The 22517-nt window shown below is 47.3% G+C and carries 15 protein-coding genes and 2 tRNA genes; 6 read left to right on the top strand and 11 right to left on the bottom strand.

Annotated features, from left to right (window positions below; all coding sequences use genetic code 11):
* Nucleotides 1-792: 792 nt before the first annotated feature.
* The 3 genes from M2134_RS15325 to M2134_RS15315 all read left to right on the top strand — a co-directional run bounded on the left by M2134_RS15325 (nucleotide 793) and on the right by M2134_RS15315 (nucleotide 6563).
* A complete protein-coding gene (locus M2134_RS15325; protein ID WP_280758214.1) occupies nucleotides 793-4020 on the top strand; it encodes a TonB-dependent receptor in 3228 nt (1075 codons plus the stop codon).
* A 19-nt stretch (nucleotides 4021-4039) separates the two neighbouring features.
* Nucleotides 4040-5701: a RagB/SusD family nutrient uptake outer membrane protein gene (locus M2134_RS15320; protein WP_280752363.1), complete on the top strand. Its 1662-nt coding sequence runs from the start codon at nucleotides 4040-4042 to the stop codon at nucleotides 5699-5701.
* A 106-nt stretch (nucleotides 5702-5807) separates the two neighbouring features.
* Nucleotides 5808-6563 (top strand): DUF1080 domain-containing protein, encoded by a 756-nt coding sequence (locus M2134_RS15315; protein ID WP_280752364.1) that lies wholly within the window; start codon nucleotides 5808-5810, stop codon nucleotides 6561-6563.
* Nucleotide 6564: 1 nt separating this feature from the next.
* Here M2134_RS15315 and M2134_RS15310 read toward each other — a convergent pair whose 3' ends face one another.
* The gene (locus M2134_RS15310) at nucleotides 6565-7518 is read right to left on the bottom strand and encodes a hypothetical protein (protein ID WP_280752365.1); all 954 of its coding nucleotides are present in this window, start codon (nucleotides 7516-7518) and stop codon (nucleotides 6565-6567) included.
* Nucleotides 7519-7845: 327 nt separating this feature from the next.
* Between M2134_RS15310 and M2134_RS15305 the strand changes: the two genes are divergently transcribed.
* Complete coding sequence (locus tag M2134_RS15305; RefSeq protein WP_280752366.1) at nucleotides 7846-8070, top strand: winged helix-turn-helix domain-containing protein; 225 nt, start codon at nucleotides 7846-7848, stop codon at nucleotides 8068-8070.
* Between the two features lie 115 nt (nucleotides 8071-8185).
* Here the strand turns inward: M2134_RS15305 and argB are convergent, their stop codons facing one another.
* Nucleotides 8186-8968 carry an acetylglutamate kinase gene (gene argB, locus M2134_RS15300; RefSeq protein WP_280752367.1) on the bottom strand — a complete coding sequence of 261 codons (783 nt, stop codon included), beginning with the start codon at nucleotides 8966-8968 and terminating at the stop codon, nucleotides 8186-8188.
* 75 nt (nucleotides 8969-9043) lie between these two features.
* On the opposite strand from argB, the gene M2134_RS15295 reads away from it, so the two are divergent.
* Together M2134_RS15295 and M2134_RS15290 are read left to right on the top strand one after the other, a co-directional pair.
* Nucleotides 9044-9116: transfer RNA gene (locus M2134_RS15295), tRNA-Gly, on the top strand.
* 174 nt (nucleotides 9117-9290) lie between these two features.
* Nucleotides 9291-9764 carry a PaaI family thioesterase gene (locus M2134_RS15290; protein ID WP_280752368.1) on the top strand — a complete coding sequence of 158 codons (474 nt, stop codon included), beginning with the start codon at nucleotides 9291-9293 and terminating at the stop codon, nucleotides 9762-9764.
* A gap of 51 nt (nucleotides 9765-9815) precedes the next feature.
* Here M2134_RS15290 and M2134_RS15285 read toward each other — a convergent pair whose 3' ends face one another.
* The 9 genes from M2134_RS15285 to M2134_RS15245 all read right to left on the bottom strand — a co-directional run bounded on the left by M2134_RS15285 (nucleotide 9816) and on the right by M2134_RS15245 (nucleotide 22311).
* A complete protein-coding gene (locus M2134_RS15285; RefSeq protein WP_280752369.1) occupies nucleotides 9816-12035 on the bottom strand; it encodes a S9 family peptidase in 2220 nt (739 codons plus the stop codon).
* 147 nt (nucleotides 12036-12182) lie between these two features.
* Nucleotides 12183-12258, bottom strand: a tRNA-His gene (locus M2134_RS15280).
* 75 nt (nucleotides 12259-12333) lie between these two features.
* Nucleotides 12334-13218 carry a bifunctional methylenetetrahydrofolate dehydrogenase/methenyltetrahydrofolate cyclohydrolase FolD gene (gene folD / locus M2134_RS15275; RefSeq protein ID WP_280752370.1) on the bottom strand — a complete coding sequence of 295 codons (885 nt, stop codon included), beginning with the start codon at nucleotides 13216-13218 and terminating at the stop codon, nucleotides 12334-12336.
* A 20-nt stretch (nucleotides 13219-13238) separates the two neighbouring features.
* Complete coding sequence (ffh, locus tag M2134_RS15270) at nucleotides 13239-14567, bottom strand: signal recognition particle protein (RefSeq protein WP_280752371.1); 1329 nt, start codon at nucleotides 14565-14567, stop codon at nucleotides 13239-13241.
* 132 nt (nucleotides 14568-14699) lie between these two features.
* The gene (locus M2134_RS15265) at nucleotides 14700-15743 is read right to left on the bottom strand and encodes a Gfo/Idh/MocA family oxidoreductase (protein WP_280752372.1); all 1044 of its coding nucleotides are present in this window, start codon (nucleotides 15741-15743) and stop codon (nucleotides 14700-14702) included.
* Nucleotides 15744-15778: 35 nt separating this feature from the next.
* Nucleotides 15779-16588, bottom strand: coding sequence for an alpha/beta hydrolase family protein (locus M2134_RS15260; protein WP_280752373.1), 810 nt, complete (start codon nucleotides 16586-16588; stop codon nucleotides 15779-15781).
* A gap of 65 nt (nucleotides 16589-16653) precedes the next feature.
* Nucleotides 16654-18027: an efflux transporter outer membrane subunit gene (locus tag M2134_RS15255; protein WP_280752374.1), complete on the bottom strand. Its 1374-nt coding sequence runs from the start codon at nucleotides 18025-18027 to the stop codon at nucleotides 16654-16656.
* Complete coding sequence (locus tag M2134_RS15250; protein ID WP_280752375.1) at nucleotides 18011-21148, bottom strand: multidrug efflux RND transporter permease subunit; 3138 nt, start codon at nucleotides 21146-21148, stop codon at nucleotides 18011-18013. The genes M2134_RS15255 and M2134_RS15250 overlap by 17 nt, the downstream gene beginning before the upstream one ends.
* Nucleotides 21145-22311 (bottom strand): efflux RND transporter periplasmic adaptor subunit, encoded by a 1167-nt coding sequence (locus tag M2134_RS15245; RefSeq protein WP_280752376.1) that lies wholly within the window; start codon nucleotides 22309-22311, stop codon nucleotides 21145-21147. Before M2134_RS15245 ends, M2134_RS15250 begins: the two co-directional genes overlap by 4 nt.
* Nucleotides 22312-22517 lie beyond the last annotated feature (206 nt).

Genomic DNA, 22517 nt, shown 5'->3' with positions numbered 1-22517 from the left:
ACGGGTGGTCCCGCCCCTTGCCGCTAGGGCGCTCCCCGACCGATGAGTATTGATTTATTAAAAAAAGATGCTGACACAGTTTCTCGGACACGCCCTACATAGCACCGCTACGCGGCGCTGTTGATTGCGCAATTCATTACCCCGCGCTTCCGCACGGGGCTGTATACATATCGCCGCCAGGCGGCGTTTGCGCGCCCTCTATCCAATTCCTTTCTCCTTTCTCCTTTACATTCCCTCCCATTTGATTCCCAGCAGCCTGAGGCAACTGGCTACAGAGCGGAGCAATCTATGATTGCTATTTGTTATTCCCCCCCTCCTCACTCTCCACTCCCCATTAATCACTAATCATTAATCACTCCTTTCTCCTTTCTCCTTTCCCCTTCACATTCTCTCCCATTTGATTCCCAGCAGCCTGAGGCAACTGGCTACAGAGCGGAGCAATCTATGATTGCTATTTGTTATCCCCCCACTCCTCACTCTCCACTCCCCATTAATCACTAATCATTAATCACTCCCTTCTCCTTTCTCCTTTCTCCCTTCTCCTTTCCCCCAATGGCCTCCGAGGGACTACCCGGTATAATCGTCCAAGCACCTGCAATATTGTCCAGCTAAACGCGAGGGGTGCATTATTCTTCACGAAGATGCACGCTTTTACACCTTTATAGACCTTTTCCCGCCTATATTTTTGTGCTTTTATCCATATGTTTGTCAAATGAACTATTATGTTAAAAAAATTAATCTTTCATTTATTAATCCAAAATTCACATGAAGATCATGAAGAGAAAAGAAAGGATGATTTATCTAAAGGATAAATGCTCCAAACTGTTTTTTGTAACCTTATTTTTAGTGGCCGCCACTGCGCTATTCGCCCAGGAAAAGAGTGTTTCCGGTACGGTAATAGACAACACCGGGGAACCGGTTATCGGCGCCAGTATTGTGATCGATGGAACAACGAGGGGTGCTGTCACGGATATGGATGGCCATTTCACGCTTTCCGGTGTACCCGAAAAGGCTACGCTGAAAGTGAGCTATATCGGCTATGTACCCCAAACCATTTCGGTAGCCGGGAAGACAGTGTTCAACATCACCCTGAAGGAAGACAGCCAGACATTGGACGAGGTGGTGGTGATCGGTTACGGTTCCGTAAAGAAGAGTAACCTGACCTCCGCCGTATCCAAGATGGACTCCAAAGGGATTGAGAACCGTCCGTTGGCACGTGCCGAAACGGCCTTACAGGGTCAGTTGGCGGGTGTAACCGTACGTACAACTACCGGTGAGCCGGGTGCCGATATGCAGATCCGCGTGCGTGGTGCTGCTTCGGTAAATGCCAGCTCGGATCCGTTGTATGTGGTCGACGGTGTGCCGATGAACACCTTGAGCAGTATCAACCCCGCCGATATCGCCTCTATCGAAGTATTGAAAGATGCTGCCTCAGCAGCTATCTACGGTTCGCGTGGATCAAACGGGGTGGTGATCGTATCGACCAAAAAAGGGAAGAGCGGCAAGCCGACGATCTCGTTCAACGCCAGCTATGGTGTGCAGACACTGGAAAAGAAACTCGATGTATTGAGTGCCGTTGAATGGATGGAATTCCGTACCAAATGGAATGACCATTCATATCTTGCCGAAGGTAAGAAAAAAGGAGTGGATGTGAGCATCAAAGATTCAAATGCTGAACGTATGAGAAAACTGGGACTGACTGCTCCCAACTACAACTTCTACAATGATGATCGTTGGTTCCAATATATGAGCGATGAGACGAGAGCATCGCATACCTATGAACAGACAGGCGAAGGATTATCCCTGTTAGACTGGCAAGATGAGTTCTATCGCGACGCAGCCGTTCAGGAATACGGTCTGAGTATCTCAGGAGGCACAGAGAACACCAACTACCTCTTCTCGGGAGGCTACCTGAATCAGGAAGGTATTGCAACGGGGACCAATTATGAGCGTTTCGCTTTCCGTACCAATATCGAATCAAAGATCAACAAATATTTCACCGCCGGTATGTCATTGGCTCCGACCTACATACGCAGAGACGGCGCAGGCAGAGCGAACGGTAAAGACAGCCAGGCCCACCAAGTGTTGACCGCCACGCCGGTATCTAATCCGGGCGTAGGTTATATGGTCAACGTAGAACCTAACATACTTTACCCTTGGGCGGGATCTACTGCCAGCCCGACATACATTATGAATACCAACATCCGTCACGACGAGATGGTACGCATAATCGGTAACGCATTCCTGCGTATCACCCCGCTGGAAGGGCTGCGTGTTGAACTATCAGCATCTGCCAACTACTATGACTTAGACGGTTCAACCTATTCTTTCTCGAGCGCCACTTCTAACTGGGCACAAGGCGAAGGAGCCAACTCATCGGGTGCGCATAATACGGAAAGAACCTGGAGCACACTGATTCAGGCAGTAGCCAACTACGACAAAACCTTCGGCAAGCACACGGTGGGCGCTATGCTCGGTGCTTCTCAAGAGCAAGGAAATATCGGGTTCTCTACCAACCAGTCGTTCAACAAACCGTTCCCCAACGATGCTATCGTGTACTCGTTTGACGGATCAAAAGTAGCCGCTAAGGATAATACGGTAACACAAAAAACAGAAAGCCGTCTGGCTTCGGCGTTCGGACGTTTGAGCTATAACTTCGACGAACGTTATATGATCTCCGGTAGTTTGCGTTATGACGGTGGTTCCGTATTCGGTGCAAACAACAAATGGGGGTTATTCCCGGCTGTATCCGGAGGTTGGATGATCTCGAACGAACCTTTCTTCAAAAACATGGAAGTCAGCTGGCTGAACACCTTAAAGCTGAGAGCCAGCTACGGGGTAACCGGTAACAACTCAATCAGCAACACAGCGGCTTATCCTTCATTGGCAGCGGTTATCTATGGAGGATCTCCCGGATACAACGCCAACTCATTGGGTAATGCTGACCTGGGATGGGAAAAGACACATAGTACAGACGTAGCTCTTGACTTCGGTCTGTTCAACAACCGCGTTCAGCTGTCGTTAGACTGGTACACTAAAAACACCAGAGACCTGCTCTATCAGGTGCCTTCTATGGGAGCATCGGGCTTCACCACGGTTTGGGACAACCTGGGAGACATCCACAACGAAGGGTTTGAAGTGGAATTGAATACGGTAAATATGAATGGCGCGTTTAAGTGGAACACCTCTTTCAATGTTTCTTACAACAAAAACGAAGTGATCTCATTAGGCGTTGACGATACCCCGATCTATTCCGGTTTCCAGGGTAGTAACTATTCTAACGTATTAACCGTAGGCAAAGCCATCAACACATTCTATATGTATGATGCCGAAGGCGTGTGGATGAACCAGAAAGAGATCGACGACTACAGCGCTGCTCACGGTGGCAAGCCCGTTACTTTCGAAGGAAAAACGATCAAACCGGGTGATATCCGCTACCGCGACGTAAACAACGACGGTGTATACGACAAAGACAACGACCGCGACTTCCTGGGCAGTCCTACGCCTAAGATGACCTATGGTATGACCAATACATTCTCTTACAAAGGATTTGACATGTCTATCTTATTGACAGCACAGACAGGTGGTAAGATCTTTGGTGTGTTCGGTCGCGCCAACGACCGTCCGAGCATGGGTGCCAAGAGCAACGTAATGGGGCATTGGAGAGAAAGCTGGTGGTCGGAAGACGAACCGGGTAACGGTAAAGTGCCTTACATCTTGAGTACGACAACCGGTACAACCCTCGACTCACGCTGGTTATATTCTTCAGACTACCTGCGCATCAAGAACCTGACAATCGGTTACAAACTACCGATCAATCCGCAGGTGATCTCCTACGCCAGAGTTTATCTCTCGATCGAAAACTTAGCGAAGTTCGATAGCTACTACGGTGGTTATTCTCCGGAAGCAGCCAATACGGCATCCAGCTCATCACCCGGTGGACAAAGCGCATTAGGACTTGACTACGGTTCCTATCCGCTGCCGCGTATCTTCACTGTTGGGGTAAATATCAATTTCTAACTAAACAATGTATTATATTATGAAATCAATACGAATCAATTTAAGAAATATCTTAGCAGCCGGCATACTCCTGTTTACTGCTACCTCTTGCGAGGATTTCCTCAGCACGCCGCCGGCCAACCTGCTCAGCTCGGAAGGATTCTACCAGACTCCTTCACAATCGGAACAAGGAGTGATCGGTATCTATGGCAATCTCAGATACCTCGCGGATGAAGAATATCTCCAGCTCTCGGAATGTCGTTCGGACAATGTTTGGGCTGCGCCGATTACCGATGGTCTCAGAGAGTATAGCGAAATCTCTACCTTCAGAGCCGGACAAGACCTTATTACCTGCAACAATGCCTGGAACCATTGGTATAAGGTGATCTACGATGCCAATGTTGCTTTGGTAAAGATCGAAGGGTGCGATTTTGCTAATGCAACAATGAAAGATCAATTCTTGGGCGAAGCATACTTCCTGAGAGGTTGGGCTTACTTTGAACTGGTACGCCTGTTCGGTAATATCCCCATCATCGACTCACCGATGTCCCCCAACGAAGTAAAAGAGACACCGCAGTCGACGGCAAAAGAGGTATATGACAAGATCATCATTCCCGACCTGACCACAGCGAAAGCAAAACTACCGACAAGCGATAAACTGATTAGCAGCACCGGCGGTTCGATTGCGAAAAGCGGTCGCGCCGATAAAATGGCAGCATCAGCGATGTTGGCACGCGTCTATATGACCAAAGCGGGCTTCCCGATCAACGACAATGCATCACTCGCCCTGGCTGAAGCAGAACTGAAATCGGTGATCGATTACTCGGAAAGCAATGGAAACAAATACTGGGCACCGAATATCGACGAATGGCGCAAACAATGGATGCCTTCCAGCGACTATTACAACAAATATTCGATCTTTGCTATTCAGTATCGCGCAGGTGGAACAGGAAATACGGCTATATTCAACTTTAGCCCAGCTCTCCCTCCATCATATACCACGTTGAGAATCTTTGGGAACAGCATTTGGGTAGAAAAAACCCTGATGTATGAATTCGACAGAGAATACAATGTGGACGGAGTGATGCAGAAAGACCTGCGCGGACATGACCATTCCATCCTGATCGGATTCGAGGAAGAGCCGAACTGGGTTCCTTATTCCAACGCAACCGAAGAGATGACATTAGCCGATGGCAGCAAAGTAGACGTACTGGTACGCACGATGTTCTATAAATACCTGCCTACAAAAAGAAAATTGGCGGAACTGGGGATTGCAGAAGTGGAAGGCGATATGAAAGACTACAACGACTGGCCTGTGAACTACCCGGTGCTTCGCTACGAAGATATCCTGTTGATGTATGCTGAGATTTTGGCTACTAAAGATGTTGCCGGTGCTATGAAGATCGTGAACCGTATCCGTGAAAGAGCCGGATGCGCGCCAGAAACAGCCTCTTCATCAGCCGAAGCCCTGGCATTCGTGAAACGCGAACGTCGCGTGGAATTGATGGGTGAAGGCGTGCGTTGGTTCGACCTGATACGCTATGGCGAATGGCAAACAGCCATCGTGGATAAATTCAACCGCTACAACAATCAGGAAGGAACCGATGTGAATAATGTGAAAAACGGACGTTACCTCTATCCGATTCCTATGAATCAGATCAATGTAAACCCGGGTCTTTACACGCAGAACGAAGGTTACTAAACCGAATCATCATAAAGGGCGCCCCACAAGGCGCCCTTTTTTTGTCTTATCACAGAAAAAATAGATATCTTTGACACACCTTTCCGGGTATAAAAACAAATGAACAATGAAATATCTTGTTAGAATATTAGCTGTATGCGGATGCTTATGTCTTTCCTCCCAGGCATTTTCGCAAATAAAAAACAAATGGATTCCGCTGTTTGGTGAACATCTTTCTGAGGCGCACTATGATCCTGAAGCCTGGTATGAGGCGAATGGCGTACTCACGGCGACCAAAGACAAAGTCATATGGACAGCGATTGAATATGAGAACTTCGAGATCGACTTGAACTTCAAAAACGACCGAGGCACGAACAGCGGTGTGGTGGTCTATTGCACGGATACCACCAACTGGATCCCCAACTCTGTCGAGGTACAGATAGCCGACGACCACTACGCACAATGGGCAGATGCGAAACCTTTTGAGCGGTGCGGTGCTATCTATGGACATCTGGGACCGCATACCGAGAAGGTGGTTAAAAAGCCGGGGGTATGGAACCACCTCCGTATCCGTTGTTCAGGACAGCATATTACCGTGGTGTTGAATGGCAAAAAAATAACCAATATGAATATGGCTCAGTGGACATCAGGAACAGAAAACCCCGACGGTTCGGAAATACCCTCCTGGCTGCCTACCCCACTAGCCGACAAACCGACAAAAGGCTATATCGGCCTGCAAGGCAAACACGGAGCTGCCTCTATCTCTTTCAAAAACATCAAAATCAGAAGCACCGACCAAGCGGGGTTCCCGCCTCCTCCGGTAGTAGAAGAGGCTGTAGAAGAGACACCTCTGGAGATACAACCCATGCAGGTACAAGATTAAACTATAAGGCATCGACCGCCTCACGCTGCTGGTCAAAAAAGAGGATTCGCTCCCGCTCTCCAATGCCCGAGATTAGTGTAGAGTAACGCTTCAGGGACTTAATCCAATGATTTACCTGGGCAAAGGCATTCGCATCTTCCGACATCATCATATAGAAGATAAAAGAGGAAAGCATGCTGGCATGCCGCTCGGGAGAAGAGATATAGGCATACGAGATATCGATGTGAGCGTCTGAAATATATAATTCGAACTTATTCCCCGTTTCTTCATATCTTCCTCTTGAAGCCAGACTCTCCAGATCGTTTAAGAAACGATACAACTCCTTCTTCAACCCGACAATGTCCTCATCGGTTATCAAACGTATACTCTTCGCATATTTTATGTCGTCTACCAATGTCTTTACGATATTGCGATCCCAGATATAATAGGTTTCCGTTATTTCCTTCAACAAACACTCCAAATCGTTCCGACAATCAATGAGCTCATTCGGCTCCACAATCCTGTCATACGGAGTAGATGTAAGCGAATTATCCGCATGATGGGCATATTTCAATAGCATAAACCGCGACAACAAGCGATAGGGAAAGAAAAGTGTAAAAGGAATGCCCGATAAAGCCATGGCAAACTCAGAATAGGAATCTTCCATAAGTGTCTCCAGATAAGCTATCGCATCATGTATGATAGGGGATTTTTTATCCACATTCAAATAGGATTTCGGCAAACGCATCAACAACTTATTACACGAATCATTCTCGCCTTGAACAATGATTTCATCCAGCGAAATATTTAGTTTTAAGGCCAAAATAGAGGTCTCACGAAGCGTAAAAGGCACCTCTCCCCGCAATCGCCGATAGGCGGTTTCTTTTTCCATACACAAAGTGGTAGCCACAAAATCTGCTAAGACAGTCTTCTTGGGAATCTTCTTCTCCAAAGCGCTTGAGAACGCCTTATTCATATCACAATCATTCATTATAGTAAGCGTTATGGTTCAACAAAAAAAACGTATTTCCATTCACTAAAGTTTATCCAACAGAGAGAATCATGTCGGATTCAGACAAGTCCATCGTTTCATAGAAAGTGTTCATGACAAATATAGACATAAAAAATGACTTTTAAAAATATTATTGGCATGATTTGCACGAAATATTCCACTAATTTTGTCATAACTATATTTACTTATTCGACTTAACAACTATGACTATGAACAGATTGCAATTTTTACTTATATACCTATAGCGATTATCAAATAACAATAAAAAATAACTTTAAAAAAACTTTACCTATGTTGACTCACGAAATTGGAAGTAACGCGGGAGATGTGTACACTCTTTTATCACAAAAAGGGCGACTCTCGATCAGGAAAATAGGCGAATTGACCTATAAACAGGAATCGGTCATTTTTCTTTCATTAGGTTGGCTATTGAGAGAAAACAAGATTAAAATTACGGAACAAAATGGAGAACTGGTATCAGAGATTTCATACACCACAAGTGATATGTATTATTAAGTATTAATTTACCGATGGCAGTTTTAATTTAGGTTTTTTAATAGGCATACCAAAAGACGAAGGGTGATCCTGGGAAGGAGCACCCTTTGTCGCATTATCATGTCTTCTCTCTTCTTTATTGCGGGGAGACGAATACCTTCGTTCCGGTATTCTTATGGATATCTGAGGCTTGGGTGATGATCACCTCTTTCACTCCGGCATCGATGGCCTGATAGGCATTCTCCAGTTTGGGAATCATGCCTCCCTGGATGATACCCTCAGCCACATATTTCCGGAAAGTATCCTGATCAATTTCAGGGATCACGCTATCGTCATTTTCCGCATCCAATAACACCCCTTTCTTTTCAAAGCAAAACATAAGCGTCACCTCAAAATGTTTGGCCAACGCCTTGGCGGCTTCTCCGGCTATCGTATCGGCATTGGTATTGAGCATATGCCCTTGTTTGTCATGGGTCAATGGAGCCAATACCGGCACAATGCCCTGTCGGATCAACGAGGCCAATAGGTCGGCATTCACCTCTTTCACATCACCAACAAAGCCATAGTCGACCTCTTTCACCGGCCGCTTCTCCGAGCGCATCAGGTTCATGTCCGCACCGGTCATTCCTAACGCGTTCACATCCAACGCCTGCAAACCGGCTACTATATTCTTGTTCACCAAGCCACCATACACCATCGTAACCACCTGCAGGGTTTCCAAATCGGTAATCCGGCGACCGTCTACCATCCGGCTTTCAATACCCAAACGCGCAGCCATAGCCGTAGCCGAACGGCCACCTCCATGCACCAATACCTTATATCCGGGAATGGAGGCAAAATCGTGCAACAACTGATTCAGCGTATCCGCCTCCTCCACAATCTTCCCTCCTACCTTAACCAACGTCAGTTTCTCTTTCATTTTTTCTCCACTATATTTTTCTCCGCAAAAATACGAAAGAAATGAATTTATCACTACATTTGCCGCACATCATTCGCGGTAGTAGCTCAGTTGGTAGAGCATCAGCTTCCCAAGCTGAGGGTCACGAGTTCGAATCTCGCCTACCGCTCATGTGAAGATCAGGCAGTTGCATAGTTTATGTGATTGCTTTTTTTATTAAAGGAACTTATATTTGTATTTTTATTTATTGTATATGAAACGAGCCTTTAAACCTGTTTCGCCAGAGGCGATGACATTAATTGCGAGTTCCATACGATCGAACTATAAACAATAAAAATGACGTATGAAAAAGATTATAAATCCGTGGGAAGGGCGGGAAGGCTATATGTGTTTTGGTTGTGCGCCACATAATCCGCAGGGGTTACAAATGGACTTTTATGAAGATGGCGACGACGTAGTGGGTATTTGGGAACCGCAGAAATGGTATCAGGGGTGGATTAATACACTTCATGGAGGTATTGTAGCAACGTTGATGGACGAAGTCGGAGGCTGGGTGGTTGCCCGCAAATTGCAAACAACGGGTGTTACCTCGAAGATGGAAGTTCGATATCTGAAACCCATATCCACAGAAGAGCCCAAGCTTGTTATCCGTGCAAGGATTAAAGAACAAAAACGCAACCTGGTCTATATCACTTCCGAGATATATAATTCAAACAACGAAGTTTGTTCTCAAAGTGAAATGCTTTACTTTGTGGCTTCTCCCGAAAAAGCAAGAACGGAAATGAACTTTTGCGGTTGCAGGACAGAGGATGAATAACAGCCGTTTTGCTCATGATCGTTTTTGTGATCATGAGCAAAACAGATGAAATCACTCCCACTCCGGTGGATCCTGGTTTTTCAGGTGCTTCACAAAGAAATCGTGCATTTTGCGCAATTCAAAACTACCTCCTAAGCTATGTCCTTTACCGGGCAGGTAAAGCTGTTCGAAGTTTTTATTGGCTTTCATCAAAGCACTGACTACTTGCAGGGTAGAGGTCGGATCGACATTATCATCCAATTCGCCGTTGATAAGAAGCAGTTTTCCTTTTAATAGATGAGCATTATCGACATTCGAAGACTCGCTATAGGACTTATCGATCGGATAGCCCATCCATTGCTCGTTCCACCATATCTTATCCATCCGGTTATCATGACAGCCGCAGAAGGCAACCGCCACCTTATAGAAATCATTGTGGAAAAGCAACGCTGCCATAGCATTCTGCCCACCAGCCGACCAGCCATATATACCCACCTTAGATATATCCATATAGGGATATTTCTCAGCAGCCGCCTTGATCCATAACTTACGATCCGGGAAGCCGGCGTCTTTCAGGTTCTTCCAGGATACATCATGGAAGGCTTTAGAACGGTTATAAGTTCCCATTCCATCGATCGACACCACAATAAAACCCAATTCGGCCAATTTGGAAATCAAATGGTATGTAGGCGAAAAATCCTTATTCACATGTGAATCATGCGGTCCGGCATAGATCATTTCAATCACCGGATAACGCTTATTCGGATCAAAATGGCTGGGGCGAATAATATTCCCCCATATATCAGTTTTCCCATCCCGCCCTTTGGCATGAAACACCTCCGGCATGGTCCAGCCTTTGGCTATCAAATCATCGATATCGGCCTTTTCCAATTCCATTGCCGTATCGGCTGTATCGGTCTTTTTCAACACATGAACCGCAGGCAGATCCGGACGTGAGTAGGAATCAACAAAATAGGCATAGTCATCCGAAAAGAGAGCGCGATGGTTTCCATTTTCTTTTGTCAGATCGGCAAAGCCGGTACCATCGAGCTTGATGCGGCAATAATGAAGGTTATAAGGGTCTTCATTCGGATTAAAACCGGAAGCAGTGAAATAGACTATTCCCTGCTCTTCATCCACTTTCAACACATCTCTGAGCACCCATTCGCCTTGGGTGATCTGCCGGATCACACGACCCGTATTACCGTCAAGCATATACAGGTGGCGCCATCCGTCACGTTCTGAGACCCATAACGTTTGTTGTCCGTCGTTCAGGTAATACTTATAAAGCGTATTGTAATAGATAAACGTTTCCGATTGCTCATCGACCACGTGATGAATCTTCCCATCTTTCGCACTCACTTCACCCACAATATAACGCTGATGTCCTCTTTGGTTAAAATCAAAGGTAAAGCCTCTCCCGTCTGCACGCCATCCGGTCAACCGGAGAGAATACTGGTTTTCAAACAAATCGGTATCCAATGGCATCTGCACTTTATTCTCAATATCGAACATAACCGGTAGCCTCACCGCTAACAGATCGCCCGGCTTAGCATAATTGCGCCATCGGAGCTCGGGTTGCAACTGTTGCTCCGGAGCCGACTCGATCAATGGAATCCGGCGCGTCTCCGTATCTCTCACCTTAAGTGTGATCAATCGCTTAGAATCCGGCGACCAGAGCAATTGCGAACTATAATAATGATTCATGGTACCGTCCATGGTCAAGGCAAACTCCTCTTTATTGAACGTACGCTTTATATATACATTATGATCGCGGATATAGGCTTCCCATAGATTGTCGGGCGACACCACCGTGTTTCCGGGACGGGTTGGCGCACCATACTCCCTTCGCGGACGATTTTCTTCCGTTGTGTTGTTGTCGTTCGTGCGGATCAAGCGATTCTGACGAATCATATATTTCCAACCGGCTCCTCCGGCCATAAAGGTCATCTCCTCTTTAGTGGGAAACTCCACTTGGGTCAGAGGCAGCTTTTCCGGGGTTACTTTCCCTTCGATCTCCTTACTCAACAAGGAGGCCAGTTTGTCGTGGGAGAAAGCATAGTTTTTTTGTCGTTTGTCGGCATCGACCATATAGTAGAAATCCCCTCCTCTTTCATGGTTCACATACCAGAAAGTATGCGTGCCGCTAATCCATTGAGGCCGTATGGAGGCAGCGTAAACATATTTATTCAGGTTCAGTATCGTATCGGAACGCTCATAATCCGTTTTTGTAACCTGTGCTGACGCAACGATGGAGAGCCATAGAAAAGATAGCCATAAAATCTTCTTCATAATTGTATTATTGTTTAGAAATGCAATAATACAATTCTTTTGCCTTCCCTGTTTCAGGGGAAAGGCTAAAAAAACACAAAACAGGGCGTAATCAGATAAAAAAGGACATATAAAAAGCCGCTCCCTATAAAGAGAACGGCTTAAGAGGGGTGAAAGACGGGATTCGAACCCGCGACCCTTGGAACCACAATCCAATGCTCTAACCAGCTGAGCTACAATCACCATATTTGTCTATCCAAAAGACACTTCTTTTTAAGACGGTGCAAAGATAGAACTTATTTATTAAATCGCAAGAGATTTAACCATAAATTTCTTTTTTTCCAGCCAAAAGCGTATTACGCATAAGCGAAATAATCGTCATCGGCCCTACCCCACCTGGTACCGGCGTAATATAGGAACACTTAGGTGCTACCTCATCAAACTTCACATCACCGGTCAGTTTGAATCCGCTCTTCGTCAGCGTGCTGGGCACACGCGTCGTGCCAACATCCACCACAACGACACCCTCTTTCACCATATCCCCTTTCAGGAATTCGGGAACGCCTAATGCCGCGATAATAATATCAGCGCTCTGGCACATTTCTTTCAGGTTTTTGCTACGGCTATGGCATACCGTTACCGTACAATCGCCCGGATAAGCTTTTTGCATCATCAAGGTCGCCATCGGTTTACCGACGATATTGCTACGTCCCAATACCACACAATGCTTGCCCTGCGTCTCTATTTCATAGCGACGGAGAAGTTCCAAAATACCGGCCGGCGTAGCTGAAAGGAAACAGGGAAGACCAATCGACATACGACCCACATTGATCGGATGGAACCCATCCACATCCTTACGATAATCAATGGCTTCAATCACTTTTTGTTCCGATATATGCTTCGGCAAAGGGAGCTGCACAATAAATCCATCCACATCCGGATCATTATTCAATGCTTCCACCTGGTTCAACAACTCCTCCTCCGTTACATCGTCCTCGTAACGAATCAGAGAAGATTTGAATCCGATCTCTTCACACGTGCGAACCTTACTGGCCACATACGTTTCACTGCCGCCATCATGTCCTACCAGAATAGCTGCCAGGTGAGGTATTTTAGCACCTTCCGCTTTGATGCGAGCCACCTCTTCGGCCATTTCCTGCTTCATCTGAGCAGAGACCGCCTTACCGTCTAAAAGCTTATACATAGAATCTATATCATTGAAAGTTATCGTCTCTTCATCTTAGGCATATTCTTCATGCCCGGTTTCATCTGCGTCATCATACGCATCATCTTACGTGTTTCATCAAACTGCTTGATCAGTTTGTTGACCTCCTGCACCGTTGTTCCGCTCCCATTGGCAATACGCTGACGGCGCGAACCGTTCAACACCGCCGGGTTCGTGCGTTCCTCCGGAGTCATCGAATAGATAATTGCTTCAATTGTTTTAAACGCATTATCATCGATATCAATATCCTTCATCGCTTTGCCAACACCAGGAATCATCGAAGCTAACTCTTTTAGGTTACCCATCTTCTTGATCTGTTGGATCTGACCGATAAAATCGTTGAAGTCGAATTGGTTTTTCGCAATCTTCTTCTGCAAGCGGCGAGCCTCTTCTTCGTCATACTGTTCCTGCGCACGTTCTACCAAAGAGACAATATCACCCATACCCAAGATACGGTCAGCCATACGTGAGGGATGGAACACATCCAGCGCGTCCATCTTTTCACCCGTTCCGACAAACTTGATCGGTTTATTAACAACCGTACGTATAGAAAGCGCAGCACCACCACGGGTGTCACCATCCAATTTGGTCAGTACAACCCCGTCAAAGTCCAGACGTTCATTAAATTCTTTGGCGGTATTAACAGCATCCTGCCCTGTCATGGAGTCGACAACAAACAGCGTCTCATTCGGTTGAATAGCCTTCTTGATGGCTTCAATCTCATTCATCATCTGCTCATCGATAGCCAGACGACCTGCCGTATCGACAATCACCAGGTCATTGCCTTTGGTTTTTGCCTCTTTAATCGCGTTCAGCGCGATCTGAACCGGATTCTTATTCTCTATTTCGGAATAAACAGGTACCCCGATCTGCTCGCCCAAAACATGCAACTGTTCGATAGCCGCGGGGCGATATACGTCGGCAGCCACCAAAAGAGGTTTCTTCCCACGTTTTGTTTTCAGCATGTTTGCCAATTTGCCGGTAAAGGTAGTCTTACCCGATCCCTGCAAACCGGACATCAGGATAATCGCCGGGCTCCCGTCCAGATTCACATCCACCGTATCTCCACCCATCAAGGCAGCCAGTTCATCATGCACAATCTTGACCATCAACTGACTGGGCTTCACTGCCGTCAATACATTCTGTCCTAATGCTTTCTCCTTTACCGTATCTGTAAATTGCTTGGCAACTTTATAGTTCACGTCAGCATCCAACAACGCCCGACGCACATCCTTCAGGGTTTCCGCAACGTTAATCTCCGTAATTTTGCCTTCCCCCTTCAACAGCTTAAACGACCTATCTAACCGTTCGCTTAAATTCTCAAACATACTATCTATTTTTGTTGATTATCCATATTTTATTGAGCGGCAAAGGTAAGAAAAATATCCGGAACGATCATATAGTCCCCCCTACACAAACAACAGAAGCTAAAAAAAGAGTTCTTTTTAAGAAATGGCATTTTAGAGGCGTACCACCTCCTCTGTACGCGCACTCTCGAAGGAGGCCTGGATGATGCGGATAACCTGCAATACCTCTTCCGCATCGGTCAGGGGTTTTCGGTTATCGGTTATCGAGCGATGGATATCATCGTAGAAGGCCATGTAGTTGCCTGGAAGTGTTTCTACTTTTCCCCGGTAATGCAGGCCCGACACTGTGGTATTGAGGGTTCCCCAGGCGGCTTCCGCCTCTTTGCCCCAGGCTGCCCCGGTCGGGATAGCGCCTTGCTTCAGACATTCTTCCTGTGGATCCAAACCATGTTTCACATAAGATCCTTCCGTTCCATGCAGATAATAACGCGGTGTCTCCTCGCGCATCAGGTAGCCGGCGCGAAGCAATACTTTTAGCTGCGGATAGATCAGTTTGATGAAATAATAATCATCCACCTCACTCCCATCGCGCAAGCGGTCGATATCGGCATACACAGCTTGCGGCATTCCGAAGAGTTGAACCGCCTGGTCAATCATATGCGAGCCCAGGTTGTAGGTGATCCCCACCTGCTGATTGGCCTTTTCTTTCCATGTCCCTGTTTGAATGAAATTACGATAGCGCTGAAAGGCCGACTGAAACTCTACAACACGCCCCAACACGCCTGATTCCAGGATCTGCTTCACCGTCAGGAAATCACAATCCCAGCGCCGGTTCTGATAAACGGCCAAGAGCAATCCCCTCTCCCGCGCCAGCTTTACCAGCTCTTCCCCCTGATTTACATCGAACACAAAAGGTTTCTCCACCACAACATGTTTGCCGGCCAACAACGCCTGCTTCACATAATCATAATGGGTCGTGTCCGGAGTGTTCACCACCACCAATTGGATCTCCGGGATAGCCAATAAGGCTTCAAACGAGCGCACAATCTTAACATGGGGATAACGCGTACGCGCCAGGTCCTTACTGCGTTCAACAATCGTATGCAGTTCGAATCCCGGATGAACATCAAGGAACGGAGCATGGAAAACAGAGCCCGACATGCCGTATGAGGCTAAGCCGGTAATGATCTTTTGCATGGTGTCAGGTAGCTAAGAATACTAAATAGAAGTTTTTAATTCTTCTGAAAATATTTCATAAAAAACAAGATCTGATAATCGATCGAGTTGTTCCAGTAAGGACCATAATGCACGCCCGGACGAACAAGATAGTCGTGGTCGATCTTATTCTCCAATAACTTCGCATGGAAGTTGTTATTGACTTCGAAGAAAAAGTCACCGTAGCCGCAATCGACAATCAATGCCAGGTCGCCATTCTTTATCTTATCGATCTGGTTGATCACCGTATGACTGTCCCATAGTTCGCGATTTTCTTCGAGGCTTCCCAGTTGTTTATCCATCTCCCAGTTCTCAGGGAAAGGACGAATATCAACTCCTCCACTGCTGCTTCCGGCGGCGCCAAACGTTTCCGTATGCCGGAAAGCAATCCAAAGCGCACCATGTCCACCCATGCTAAGGCCGGTAATGGCTCGCCCCTCTTTGGCAGGTAGCGTCGGATAATGCGTGTCTATGTATTCGATTAATTCCTTGGAAACAAAGGTTTCATAGCGGGAAGAAGGATCCTTCGGGCTGTCCCAGTACCAGCTATTATGCCCATCCGGACATACAAAAAGTAGTCCGTCGCGCTCGGCTATGTCCGGCAGATTGGGTTTGATGCCGAGCCACATATTGGCATTGCCGCCATATCCATGCAAGAGATAGACCGTCCGAAGCGGTTTCTCACTTTTCTCCGGCGCGACAATGACCACCGGGATCTCTTTATTCATTGATTTACTGAACACTTGAACGGTTTCAACCGTAGCTGCCTCTGTAACGATCGAGAAGAGCAGACTGATAATAATTAGATGTAGTGATTTCATACTCATTTGATTTACTGCACGAATATAATGAAAAGATCATATTCCGACAAACAAAGGAGTAAAAGCAGGCATTAATTATATCCGCCGCCAAGCACTTTATAGAGATGGACAACGGCCAGTTGCTCTGCCAACAACGCATCGTTGAGTCCCAATTGAGCATCTAATAATCCACGCTGTGCGTCAAGCAAATCGATGTAATTGATGATGCCATTGATATATTGCAATTGAGCTAAACGCATATATTCATTTGCCGCATCCTGCAAATTTTCTCTCGACGCACGGATCTCTTTCACCTTACGGATCGTAACCAGTGCGTCGTTCACCTCGGCAAAAGCGACCAATACCTCTTTTTGGTATTGATAGACCTCCTGTTCATAACGAGCCTGGGCTGCCTTCAGTGCCGCCCGGTTCTTACCCATAGCAAAGAGTGGCTGCAACAGATCACCGGCAATAAACCAAGCCGGGCTCTTCAACAGGTTGGCCAGTTCATCGCTTTCCAGTCCCAGATTGCCGGTCAGGCTGATCCGTGGAAACAGATTGGTATAGGCAACCCCTACACGTGCGTGGGCCGCTCGTAGTTTTTGTTCGGCGGCACGCATATCAGGCCTACGCTCCAACAAAGAAGAGGGAAGCCCGGCAGGCAACATATCCGGAAGAGTTTCAAGCCCGTCGGCCGAATGGCGAGGTATCTCAAAAGAATATTCTCCCAACAAAAGGGCAATATCGTTTTCTTTGATGCGTATATCGCGCTCCAGGGTGGGGATCAGGGTTTCCGAACGGGCTAACTCCACCTGCGCCTGGTTGTAAACAGTCTGCGAGGTCAATCCTCCTTCATAACGCAGTTTCGCCAGACGAACGCCTTGCTCACGGGCGGCTCTCGTTTGCTTCACGATAGAGAGTTCCTTGTCTAAGGCCATCAACTCATAATAACTGGAAGCCACCTCGGCAATCAATGACATTTGCAAAGCACGTTGTGCCTCTACGGTTTGCATATAAGCGGCGACATCGGCCTCATGCGCCCAGCGCAAGCGCCCCCAGAAATCCAACTCCCAGGCAACCGTCAATTTGCCGGAAAACTCCGGATCGGGCTTAGGGTTGTCGCCGCCATAATTCAACCGCTCTTTCTGCGCGTTCAACCTCGCTCCTATTTCCGGGAAACGGCTGGCAAACGAGATACGCTTGCTCTCCGCCATCTCTTTCACACGGGCCGCAGCAATCAACATATCCTTATTATTCTGCAAAGCTCTTTCAATCAGATTCTGCAACACCGGATCTGCATAAAGGGCTTTCCAATGAATAGAGGCGACCGACGAGCTATCGGCTTCAGCATCCAGTGTTTCGGGCAGATTCAATGCCGGCCGCGCATACTCCTTGCCAACCTTACAGGAGGTGGCAAATAAGATCAACAGGGCGGCAAGACTTATATATCTATACATTCTGTTCATTCTCTATTACATGTTTACGTTGACGAGCGGATAACTTTCCTTTCAGTTTATAGATCATCACAAAAAAGAAGGGTACCATAACGATTCCGACCGTAATAGCCACCAGCATACCAAAGAACACACCGGTGCCGATGCTATGGCGAGAGGCCGAGCCCGGTCCACTGGCCAATACCAACGGAAGCATACCCAGAATAAAAGCAAGCGAAGTCATCAGGATCGGGCGGAAACGCATTTGAGCCGCATGCACAGCCGCCTTGACCACCTCTACCCCATTATCGACCTGCACCTTGGCATATTCAACAATCAGAATGGCATTCTTTGCAGCCAGCCCGATCAGAGTAACCAAGCCGATCTGGAAATAGACATCGTTCTCCAAACCGGTGATCCATACCCCCAGGTAGGCACCCAAGGCAGCAAACGGCATAGAGAGCAATACGGCGATCGGCACGATCCAACTTTCATACTGAGCAGCCAGGAAAAGAAATACAAACAAAAACACCAAAGCCAGGACAAAACCCGTCTGGCCTCCAGCCTTCTTCTCCTGATAAGAGAGCCCACTCCATTCGATGCCAATATCATCGGGCAGACGATCGCGGGCAATGCGCTCCATCGCTTCCATCGCATCTCCCGTGCTATAGCCCTGAGCCGCCACCGCATTGATCGAAGCGGTGTTGTACATATTAAACCGTTTGATCGTTCCCGGGCCGGTGGTATATTGCGTAGTACCCAAAGCGGTCAAAGGCACCATAGCCCCATTGGAGGCACGCACAAAGAAAAGCCCCAGGTTCTCTTTGGAGGCACGGTAGGGTGCTTCCGCCTGTATATACACACGGTATATGCGGTTCAACATATTGAAGTCGTTCACATAAACCGATCCCAGATAGGCTTTCATCGTAGAGAAAATATCCGATAGAGGAATGCCTAATGCCTTCGCGCGGTCGCGATCCACATCAAAATAGAGCTGAGGAATCTCCGACTGCATACCAGAGGATATGCTATGCAATTCGGGCGCTAACTCCGCGTAATAAAGAAAAGTATCACGGGCAGCCAGTAGGTTGTCCATCGTTGCGTTACCGCGGGCCTCCAACTGCATCTCCAGACCGCCACTCTCACCCAAGCCGGGAATAACCGGAGGACGATTCAGGTAAAACTTTACTTCGGGATAATAGTAGAACTCTTTCCGGACAGCATCCATCACCTGCTCCACCTTCATACCAGCCGATTTGCGTTCTTCCCAGGGTTTCAGAATCACAGTCAGCATAGCTCTGCCCTGTGATGTACCGACCCGCGAACTGCTTCCTGTCACGTTTTGCACATAATCAACCGCTTCCTGTGCCATCAGAAACGCAACGGCACGATCGGTAACAACGCGGGTTCGCTCCAGCGTAGCTCCTTCAGGCATTTCCAGTTCAACGGTGAAAAAGCCCTGGTCTTCTTCGGGGATAAAGCTGGTGGGCAGGATCCGGTTCAGGACAAATATAAAGACAAGCACCAATCCAAAGCCTGCCATCACGCGACGCGGATGAGCTATTGTTTTTTGCAGTATCTGTGTGTACTTACCGTTGCCGACGGAAAGCCATTGATTGATCTTGCGGAAAACATAAGGCTTCCGCTCTTTCGCCGGACGCAACAGGATCGCACACATAGCCGGGCTTAAGGTCAGGGCAACAACCGTTGAGAGCAAAACGGAAACGACAATAGTAATAGAGAACTGACGATAAAGCATTCCGGTGATCCCACCCAGAAAACTAACCGGAATAAACACAGCCGCCAATACCATGGAGGTGGCAATCAATGCGCCTGCCAACTCCTTCATCGCCTTATGCGTGGCTTCCCGGGGAGAAAGTTTTTCAACCTCCATCAAGCGTTCTACATTCTCAACCACCACAATCGCATCATCCACCACAATACCGATTGCCAGAATCAATCCCAATAAGGTCAGCATATTGAGCGAAAAGCCCATAATCAGCATAAAACCGAATGTTCCGATCAAGGAGATGGGCACGGCAATAGTCGGAATAAGAGCTGCCCGCCAGTTTTGCAAAGAGAGAAACACCACCAAAATCACCAAAAGAAGGGCTTCAAACAGGGTCTTATACACCTCATGAATCGATTGAGAGATGTAAGTGGTCATATCGAAAGGGAAGTTATATTCCAACCCCTCCGGGAAATTCTGACTCAGCTCTGCCATCGCCTCCCTTACATTCCGGGCTACCTCCATTGCATTGGCACCGGGCAACATATAGATGCTGAGAATAGCGGCGTTCTGCCCATTGATACCACTCTCCGTCGAATAGGAAGAGGCTTCCAGGGAGACACGCGCCACATCGCGCAAGCGCACGATGCTGCCATCACTATTCGCACGAACCACGATATCTTCAAACTCTTGCACCGTCGACAAACGACCCGGAGCGGTTATAGGCAAGGTAATATCAACGTCCAACACAGGCTGCTTCCCCAATTCACCGGCTGCCGACTCCCGGTTCTGGTCCTGCAAGGCATTTTGAAGATCTTTCACCGTCAGCCCCATATTGGCCAAACGATCGGGATAAACCCATATCTGCATCCCGTAATAACGGCTACCCACATTCGACACACGGCCAACGCCAGGGATACGCCGCAATACATCTAATACATTGATTGTTGCAAAATTACTCAGGTAAATTTCATCGAACTTCGGATCATCCGACATCAACGTCAATGTCATCAGCTGGCTGGGAGCCTGCTTCTCAACAGAGATACCGTTTTGTATTACTTCCGCCGGCAAACGGTTCTCTGCCAATTTTACACGGTTTTGTATCTCTACGGCTGCCAGGTCTGGATCAGTCGAAACATCGAAGATAACGTTGATATTCAATCCTCCGGCATTCGAACTGCTGCTTTGCATATAAAGCATGCCCGGCGTTCCGTTCAATTCCTGCTCGATCGGCGTAGCAACTGCCTGCGAGACAGTCAACGCGCTTGCACCCGAATAAGAGGCGCTGATACGAACAACCGGAGGAGTGATCTGCGGATATTGCTCAATCGGAAGCAATACCAATCCGAGAATCCCCACGATAACAATCAACAAAGAAAGCACCGTAGAAAAGACCGGACGGTCTATGAAGAATCCCGGTTTCATAACGCATCCTCCTCCTTCAGCAGTTCAATCGCTTCGGGATCATTCGCCGGAATAGCTCGCACCTGTATGCCCGGAACCAGCTTATGGTATCCTTCAATAACGACCTGCTCACGCTCACCCAAGCCACGTTCCACAACAACATTGTTTCCTAATTCCGGTCCGATCTGAACAAAACGTTTTTCTGCCACGCCATCGCGGCGCACAATATACAAAAAGGCACCGCCACTCTCAATGGAAAGTGCTTTCCGGGGAACAACAATCGAGCGTTCGCGTACATCCAGCAACAGCTTCACCCGGGTGAACTGACCGGGCAACAGACGTTGGTTCGGATTGGGAAGTTCGGCACGCACGCCAAAGGTACCGGTCTCCGGATCGACCAGGGGATCGGCAAAGTCAACAATTCCTTTTATCGGGTATTCGCTATTATCGGCTAAGGTAATGGTCACCGTAGGCTGCCAGGAGCGGGTGGTATCTTGCTCGCCAAAACGGATATTCCGTCGTTCCGCACTCAAATAGTCCAGGGCGGTCATCTTAAAATCAACCAAGACCGTATCGCTTTTCACAACAGCAGCCAATTTGGAGTTAACCCCAGGCCCTACCAATGCCCCTATATCGACATAACGCTCGCTTATATAGCCCGATAAAGGAGAACGAACCGTAGTATAACTCAATTCCAATTCCGCCTGATCCAGGTCGGCCCGGCTCATGGCAATGTTGGCCTCCGCATTTTCTAAGGCCGCGATAGCATTATCCAAATCCAACTGACTGGCAGCATGCTGTTCATATAAGGGTCGTAACCGCTCCACATCCCGGCGAGCCTTCGAGGCTTGTGCTTCATCTTTCTTAAGCTGTGCTTTCGCCTTTTCCACGCGTGCTCTGTAGGGAGCCGAATTGATTAAAAACAAAGGAGCGTTTTGGGTGACCCGCTTGCCCTCTTCAAAGAGCATCTGTTCCAGATAACCTTCGACCCGTGCATGTATTTCAACATAACTCGCCGCACGGATACGGCCTACATATTCTCCATAAATCTGCACATCCTCTTTAGCCGGTTGATCTACAATTACGATGGGTAACTGAGGAGTCTCTTTCTTTTTGCAGCCAACCAACAACAGGGCAAAGAGCAGAAACGTGATATGCCCCTTATTAATTCCATGTATTACCATTCTCTATACCTATTAATCTAACCTATTAACAAAAACGTAAAAGAGTTTATCTCATTATATCAATTAAGGATTCTTATAACTATAACAAGTAAAATTGACAATAAGTTATTTTTTAAACCAAAAAAAGAGCCTGTTCAATTAAGAACAAGCTCTTTTCAGATTAAATCGGCAGCTACCTACTCTCCCACCTTGTGAGCAGTACCATC

Origin of the sequence: Parabacteroides sp. PM6-13 (assembly GCF_029892605.1) — a bacterium.
Lineage (GTDB): Bacteria > Bacteroidota > Bacteroidia > Bacteroidales > Tannerellaceae > QVMG01.
This window is presented reverse-complemented; position numbering and strand designations above follow the sequence as displayed.

Excerpts from the sequence above, each read along its gene's own strand:
- M2134_RS15325 (WP_280758214.1), top strand. The coding sequence starts at position 793 with ATGATTTATCTAAAGGATAAATGCTCCAAACTGTTTTTTGTAACCTTA.
- M2134_RS15320 (WP_280752363.1), top strand. The coding sequence starts at position 4,040 with ATGAAATCAATACGAATCAATTTAAGAAATATCTTAGCAGCCGGCATA.
- M2134_RS15315 (WP_280752364.1), top strand. The coding sequence starts at position 5,808 with ATGAAATATCTTGTTAGAATATTAGCTGTATGCGGATGCTTATGTCTT.
- M2134_RS15310 (WP_280752365.1), bottom strand. The coding sequence starts at position 7,518 with ATGAATAAGGCGTTCTCAAGCGCTTTGGAGAAGAAGATTCCCAAGAAG.
- M2134_RS15305 (WP_280752366.1), top strand. The coding sequence starts at position 7,846 with ATGTTGACTCACGAAATTGGAAGTAACGCGGGAGATGTGTACACTCTT.
- argB (WP_280752367.1), bottom strand. The coding sequence starts at position 8,968 with ATGAAAGAGAAACTGACGTTGGTTAAGGTAGGAGGGAAGATTGTGGAG.
- M2134_RS15290 (WP_280752368.1), top strand. The coding sequence starts at position 9,291 with ATGAAAAAGATTATAAATCCGTGGGAAGGGCGGGAAGGCTATATGTGT.
- M2134_RS15285 (WP_280752369.1), bottom strand. The coding sequence starts at position 12,035 with ATGAAGAAGATTTTATGGCTATCTTTTCTATGGCTCTCCATCGTTGCG.
- folD (WP_280752370.1), bottom strand. The coding sequence starts at position 13,218 with ATGTATAAGCTTTTAGACGGTAAGGCGGTCTCTGCTCAGATGAAGCAG.
- ffh (WP_280752371.1), bottom strand. The coding sequence starts at position 14,567 with ATGTTTGAGAATTTAAGCGAACGGTTAGATAGGTCGTTTAAGCTGTTG.
- M2134_RS15265 (WP_280752372.1), bottom strand. The coding sequence starts at position 15,743 with ATGCAAAAGATCATTACCGGCTTAGCCTCATACGGCATGTCGGGCTCT.
- M2134_RS15260 (WP_280752373.1), bottom strand. The coding sequence starts at position 16,588 with ATGAGTATGAAATCACTACATCTAATTATTATCAGTCTGCTCTTCTCG.
- M2134_RS15255 (WP_280752374.1), bottom strand. The coding sequence starts at position 18,027 with ATGAACAGAATGTATAGATATATAAGTCTTGCCGCCCTGTTGATCTTA.
- M2134_RS15250 (WP_280752375.1), bottom strand. The coding sequence starts at position 21,148 with ATGAAACCGGGATTCTTCATAGACCGTCCGGTCTTTTCTACGGTGCTT.
- M2134_RS15245 (WP_280752376.1), bottom strand. The coding sequence starts at position 22,311 with ATGGTAATACATGGAATTAATAAGGGGCATATCACGTTTCTGCTCTTT.